At 30.7% G+C, this 5,743-nt stretch carries 6 protein-coding genes; 3 read left to right on the top strand and 3 right to left on the bottom strand.

All coding sequences use genetic code 11. The features are described from left to right. Window positions 1–450 (bottom strand): DJ-1/PfpI family protein (locus tag Q0V08_RS10240; protein ID WP_297434482.1); only part of this gene is annotated, 450 nt, incomplete at its 3' end. Between the two features lie 157 nt (window positions 451–607). Between Q0V08_RS10240 and Q0V08_RS10235 the strand changes: the two genes are divergently transcribed. Both Q0V08_RS10235 and Q0V08_RS10230 read left to right on the top strand, forming a co-directional pair. After that, window positions 608–2,959 carry an aminotransferase class I/II-fold pyridoxal phosphate-dependent enzyme gene (locus Q0V08_RS10235; RefSeq protein WP_040405904.1) on the top strand — a complete coding sequence of 784 codons (2,352 nt, stop codon included), beginning with the start codon at window positions 608–610 and terminating at the stop codon, window positions 2,957–2,959. A 17-nt stretch (window positions 2,960–2,976) separates the two neighbouring features. Then, window positions 2,977–3,822: a MurR/RpiR family transcriptional regulator gene (locus Q0V08_RS10230; RefSeq protein ID WP_297434479.1), complete on the top strand. Its 846-nt coding sequence runs from the start codon at window positions 2,977–2,979 to the stop codon at window positions 3,820–3,822. A gap of 25 nt (window positions 3,823–3,847) precedes the next feature. On the opposite strand, the gene Q0V08_RS10225 is transcribed toward Q0V08_RS10230, so the two are convergent. Continuing rightward, window positions 3,848–3,985, bottom strand: a complete 138-nt coding sequence (locus Q0V08_RS10225; RefSeq protein WP_023049622.1) for a hypothetical protein — start codon at window positions 3,983–3,985, stop codon at window positions 3,848–3,850. Window positions 3,986–4,166: 181 nt separating this feature from the next. On the opposite strand from Q0V08_RS10225, the gene Q0V08_RS10220 reads away from it, so the two are divergent. Next, complete coding sequence (locus Q0V08_RS10220; RefSeq protein WP_297434476.1) at window positions 4,167–5,495, top strand: amino acid permease; 1,329 nt, start codon at window positions 4,167–4,169, stop codon at window positions 5,493–5,495. 38 nt (window positions 5,496–5,533) lie between these two features. Here the strand turns inward: Q0V08_RS10220 and Q0V08_RS10215 are convergent. Next, a partial coding sequence (locus Q0V08_RS10215; protein WP_297434473.1) for a TIGR00366 family protein occupies window positions 5,534–5,743 on the bottom strand: 210 nt, incomplete at its 5' end.

Below are 5,743 nucleotides of genomic sequence, written 5' to 3'. Positions count from 1 at the left end.
AATAGGAATAGCATTATACTTTTCCAATTGTTTAAAATATCTTTCATTATCTAAAAGGTATGTCGTAGCGGGAGTATTTTTTAAATATCCATGAATTCCAATTGCTAAAGCTCCTGTACATATTCCAATTATAGTTTTTTTATTTGAAATAAAATGATTTAACAAGGATTTTAATGTTTCTGATTGAATATCAATAAAGAATCCAGCTTTACCAAATCCACCAGGAATTATTAAAGCGTGAAATTCGTCTAAATCAATAGAAGTTTTTAGTAGATTAACTTCAGGTATAATTTTTAAATTCCAAGTAGCATCAAGGGTATCATGAATAGCACAAATTGTGGGGAAAACTTTTTTATTTCCAACAATATTATTCCAGCCAAAAACATCAATAAATGGCGATAATTCGAGGCTTTCAAAGCCGTTAGATGCAAAAATTAAAATTTTTTTCATAAATTTTGTGGTTCCTTTCAAAAAATGGTTGACTTAATTTCCAAAAAGCTCTACAATATCTCGTATTTTAAAAGAAATTAATAATGTAAATTATATATTATTTTATAACTTTTTGATATCATTTTTAAGAACAAAATTTATTAAACAAGGAGGTAAGATGACTAAATTAAATCAATATCAAACACCTATATTCTCAACACTGAAGGACGTATATGCGAAAAGAGACATAATTCCTTTCCATGTTCCAGGGCATAAGAGAGGAAAGGGAATGGATAAAGAGTTTTACGAGTTTATGGGACCTAATCCCTTCTCAATTGATGTAACTATCTTTAAGATGGTTGATGGATTACACAATCCAAAAAGTTGTATAAAAGAAGCACAAGAGTTAGCAGCTGACGCTTATGGAGTAAAGAAAACCTTTTTCGCTGTCAATGGAACATCAGGAGCAATTCAAGCTATGATTATGTCTGTTGTAAAGCCAGGAGAGAAAATATTAGTCCCTAGAAATGTGCACAAATCAGTTTCTGGTGGAATTATATTAAGTGGATCAGTTCCAGTATATATGAATCCTGAAGTAGATGACGAATTAGGAATAGCTCATGGAGTTAGACCAGAAGTTGTTGAAAATATGCTTAAACAGCATCCAGATACAAAAGCTGTATTAATCATTAACCCAACATACTATGGAGCGGCAACTGATATCAAAAAGATTGCAGATATAGTTCATAGCTATGATATTCCTTTAATAGTTGATGAGGCTCACGGAGCTCACTTACACTTCCATGAAGAGTTACCAATATCAGCAATAGATGCAGGGGCAGATATTTGCTGTCAAAGTACTCATAAAATAATTGGAGCAATGACACAAATGTCAATGTTACATGTAAACTCAACAAGAGTAGATGTAAATAGAATACAACAAATTTTAAGTATTTTACATACAACATCACCTTCATATCCGTTAATGGCATCGTTAGATTGTGCTAGAAGACAGATTGCTACTGAGGGAAGAGAGTTATTAACAAGAACATTAAAGTTGGCAAGAGATTTAAGAGCAGAAGTTAATAAAATTCCAGGAATCTTCTCTTTCGGAAAAGAGATTGTAGGAAGATACGGAATACATGATTTCGATGAAACAAAACTTTCTATATCAGCAAGAGAGTTAGGATTAACTGGATTTGAGTTAGAAACTTTACTTGTTGATGACTACAATATTCAAGTTGAGTTATCAGATTTCTATAATGTATTAGGATTAATTACATTAGGAGATGATGAGGTAAGTACAGGTAAGTTGCTAGATGCTTTAAAAGATATCAGTAAGAGATTCTTTGGAAAAGGAAAGAAAATAGGAGAATCAGTTGGAAAAATGCCAACTATACCAGAATCTATTTTAATCCCTAGAGAGGCTTTCTATAGTGAAAATAATAAAATTAAATTCCTAGAAAGTGAAGGGAAAATTTGTGCTGAGATGATTATGGCATATCCACCAGGGATTCCAGTAATCTATCCAGGAGAAAGAATTACAAGAGATATAATCACATATATTCAAAACTTAAAGGCAGCAAAACTTCATGTTCAAGGAATGGAAGATCCAGAGTTAGAGTATATTAAAGTTATAGATGAAGAGGATGCAGTATACTTATATACTGAAAAAATGAAAAATAAAATGTTTGCTGTTCCAATGAACTTAGGGGCAAATAAAGCAGGTATTGAGTTTGGACCAGAGGTTTTAGAGGAGTACTTCCCAGATACATTTGGTGAGATGACTTATATAGATATTGAAAAGCAAAGAGAGAATTTCAATGAATGGTCATTAAAATATAAAAACACAATACTTAACACTTGTGAGAAGTTAGCAACAGCAGTAAACGAAGCAGTAAGAGATGGATATAGACCAATAACTATAGGTGGAGATCACTCAATAGCACTTGGATCAATATCAGGGGTAGCGTTAGAAAAAGAAGTTGGGGTAGTGTGGATTGATGCTCACGGAGATATGAATACTGATGAGACAACAATGTCAGGAAATATTCACGGAATGCCGTTAGCACTTTTACAAGGAGCTGGAGATAGAGACTTAGTAAACTGTTTCTATGAAGGAGCTAAAATTGACAGCAAAAATGTTGTAATTTTAGGAGCAAGAGATTTAGATGTAAAAGAAAGAGACGTTATTGAAGAGTTAGGAGTAAAAGTAATTCCTTATGATGAAGTTGTTCATAAAGGATTAGACAACGTTTTAGATGAGATAAGAGACTACTTAAAGATTGATAATATCCATATAAGTTTTGATGTGGATTCAGTTGATCCAGAGTTTGCTCCAGGAGTAAGTACACCAGTAAGAAATGGATTTACTCCAGAAGAGATGTTCAAAACATTTAGATTCTTATTTAAAAATTACTCTATAACATCAGTAGATATAGTAGAATACAATCCAGTAAATGATAAAAATGAGAAAACTATGAATTTTGTAAATGATTTAACGGAGTTTGTATTAAATCCAAACGTATAAGTATATAGAGGTGTGAGATGAAAAAGGCGGTATTAGCTAATTTAGAGCAGAATTATTCAACGTATAGTAAAAGTTTTAAAAAGATTGTAGACTTTATAAAACATAATCAAAGTATAGTATCATTTATTTCAATAAATGAACTAGCTAAGGAGACAGGAACAAGTCCAGCTACAATAACAAGATTTTCAAAAAATTTAGGGTTTAAAGGTTATCCAGATTTTCAAAGAGTTTTCCAAAAGGATGTAGAGATATCAACTTCTCAAATGAAAGAGTTTAGAGAAGAGATTGACTCAATGTCAGGAGATGGAATCCTATCAGAAATTATAACTACAAACATAGAGCTTTTAGAAGAGATAGATATTGTAGCTATAGAAGAACAACTAGAAAAAGCTATGGAGATGATAAAAACTAGTAGAAAGTTATATATATTAGGAGCAAGAGGATCATACGCTTTAGCATACTACTTATATTTTATGTTAAAAGAGTTAAGAGAGGATGTAGAGTTAATGATATCAGGAGCATCTGATTTTACAGATAAGCTACTTTATTCAAGCCCAGATGATGTGCTATTTACAATATCATTCCATCCATATACAAATTTTACTTGTCAAGTAACTGAGTTTTTTAAAGAGCAAGGAAATAGAATAATTACTATGACTGATAAAAAAGATTCTGTATTAGGTAATATATCTGATTTAGTAATCACCACAAAAAATGGAGGAAAAGCTTATACTTTTGTTCCAGGTATAATTATTTTAAATGCTTTACTTCTAAAATTTGGAAAACAAAACAAAGAGGAAAGTATTGAAAGATTGGATAAATTAAAGAAAATAACAGATAGATTTAATATCTATCAAAGATAAAAAAAGAGAGCGAGAGCTCTCTTTTTTATCTTTGATATTTTAACTTAATAAATAGATTATCTAAACTTCTTAATATAAGACCAATTAAAAGTAGCGGAAATAAGTAGAACTTTGCTGAATAATCCACTATAGAGTTATTATTAGTTCTTTTCTTTTCTAACATTTTTATTTTGTTCACCCCTTTTATTTACAAAAGTAATTATATACCACTTTTTCCATTTATGCAAGAAATAAAAAATACTTGTTTTGAAAGGGAAATTATGCTAAAATGTTTAATCGAAAAGTGCTTTTAAATAAGTAAAGAAATACTAAAAAAATAGAATACATTAACAAGGAGAAAAGAAATGAGTGAAAATTTAGAAAAAAGATATGGCTTTTCAGTAGCTTTTTCAATGGTTGTAGGAATTGTTATTGGAATTGGAATTTTCTTTAAAGCTGGTCAAATTTTAGTAGCAGCTAATATGAATCCAAAAATTGCCATTGCAGCTTGGGTACTTGGAGGTATTATATCAATATTATCAGGTCTTACTGCAGCAGAAGTTGGAGCTGCTATACCTGAAACAGGTGGTATGATAGCTTGGATTAAGAAAATTTATGGAAAAAGAATAGCCTTTTTAGTTGGATGGGCTCAATTGATAATATATTTTCCAGCTTTAATAGGTTTAATTGCATATTACTTTGCAGTATTTACAGGAAACTTCTTAAATATAGATCCTAGTAATACAATGTTTTTAGGAGGAACAGCTTTTGTGGCTATATCTTTCCTATTTGCAATAAATATATTTACAAAAAATGTTGGTGGAAAAATTCAAACATTAGCTACAGCAGCTAAAATTGTTCCACTTTTATTAATAACTATATTTGGATTTTTATCTGGAGATAACTCATCTGGAATGTTTTATATGACAGAGATTACAAGAGAAGCTACATCTTCATCGCCTTTAGTTTTATTAGGGCTATCATTAGTACCAATTATGTTTGCTTTTGATGGATGGATATATGTTGGAACAATTGCAGGAGATTTAAAAAATGTAAAAAAAGATCTACCTAAAGCAATTATCTTAGGATTAGGATTTATAGCAATATTTTATGTAGCACTAAACCTAGCACTACTAAATGTATTTACAGCAGAGGAGATTGTAAAAGTTGGAATGTTCGGAGTAGCAACAAAGCTATTTGGACCAATGGGAGCTAAGTTTATATTCTTAGGAATTATGATATCAGCATTTGGTGGATTAAATGGTATGATATTAGCATCAACAAGAATACCATATACTTTAGCTATAGAGGGACACTTACCAAAGAAAGAGTTCTTTGCTAAAATAGATGATAAACATAAACAACCTATAAACTCTTCAGTGGCTATGTATCTATTATCAGTTTTCTTCCTGACTGCTATGATTATAACAGGAAATCCAGATGTATTTGGTGATATTCCAGTAGCATTATTCTGGTTATTCTATTGTTTAGTATTTTTAGGATTATTTATTTTAAGAAAAAATGAACCGAATTTAGAAAGACCATATAGAGTTCCATTTTATCCAGTTGTACCAATACTTGCACTAATAGGTGGAGCATCAATATTTATTTATGCAGCTATATCAAACCCAACGTATATGGCAGTTTCAGTGGCATTAACATTAACAGGTCTTTTTGTTTATAGAGAAAATTAATAAAAAATGAAAAAGGTTGCTGGAAAGCAACCTTTTTTTTATAAGAAAGTTAGACCTAACATAATTATAATACCAGAATAAATTGTTATAATTACACCATATCCCATAATATCTTTTGCACCTAATTTAGCAATACCTAAAGCAGGGAGTGCCCAAAATGGTTGAATCATATTAGTCCAAGCATCTCCCCAAGCTATAGCCATACCAGTTTTTGCTGTAGAAACTCCAAGTTCTACACTTGCTGGCAT

The sequence above is a fragment of the uncultured Cetobacterium sp. genome (genome assembly GCF_947038635.1).
Classification (GTDB): Bacteria; Fusobacteriota; Fusobacteriia; order Fusobacteriales; family Fusobacteriaceae; genus Cetobacterium_A.
Note: the sequence above shows the minus strand (reverse complement) of the source record. Positions and strands in the feature narration are given on the sequence as shown.

What these genes read in the sequence shown, in the direction of transcription:
- Q0V08_RS10235 (WP_040405904.1), top strand. Translation starts at nt 608, where the DNA reads ATGACTAAATTAAATCAATATCAAACACCTATATTCTCAACACTGAAG.
- Q0V08_RS10230 (WP_297434479.1), top strand. Translation starts at nt 2,977, where the DNA reads ATGAAAAAGGCGGTATTAGCTAATTTAGAGCAGAATTATTCAACGTAT.
- Q0V08_RS10225 (WP_023049622.1), bottom strand. Translation starts at nt 3,985, where the DNA reads ATGTTAGAAAAGAAAAGAACTAATAATAACTCTATAGTGGATTATTCA.
- Q0V08_RS10220 (WP_297434476.1), top strand. Translation starts at nt 4,167, where the DNA reads ATGAGTGAAAATTTAGAAAAAAGATATGGCTTTTCAGTAGCTTTTTCA.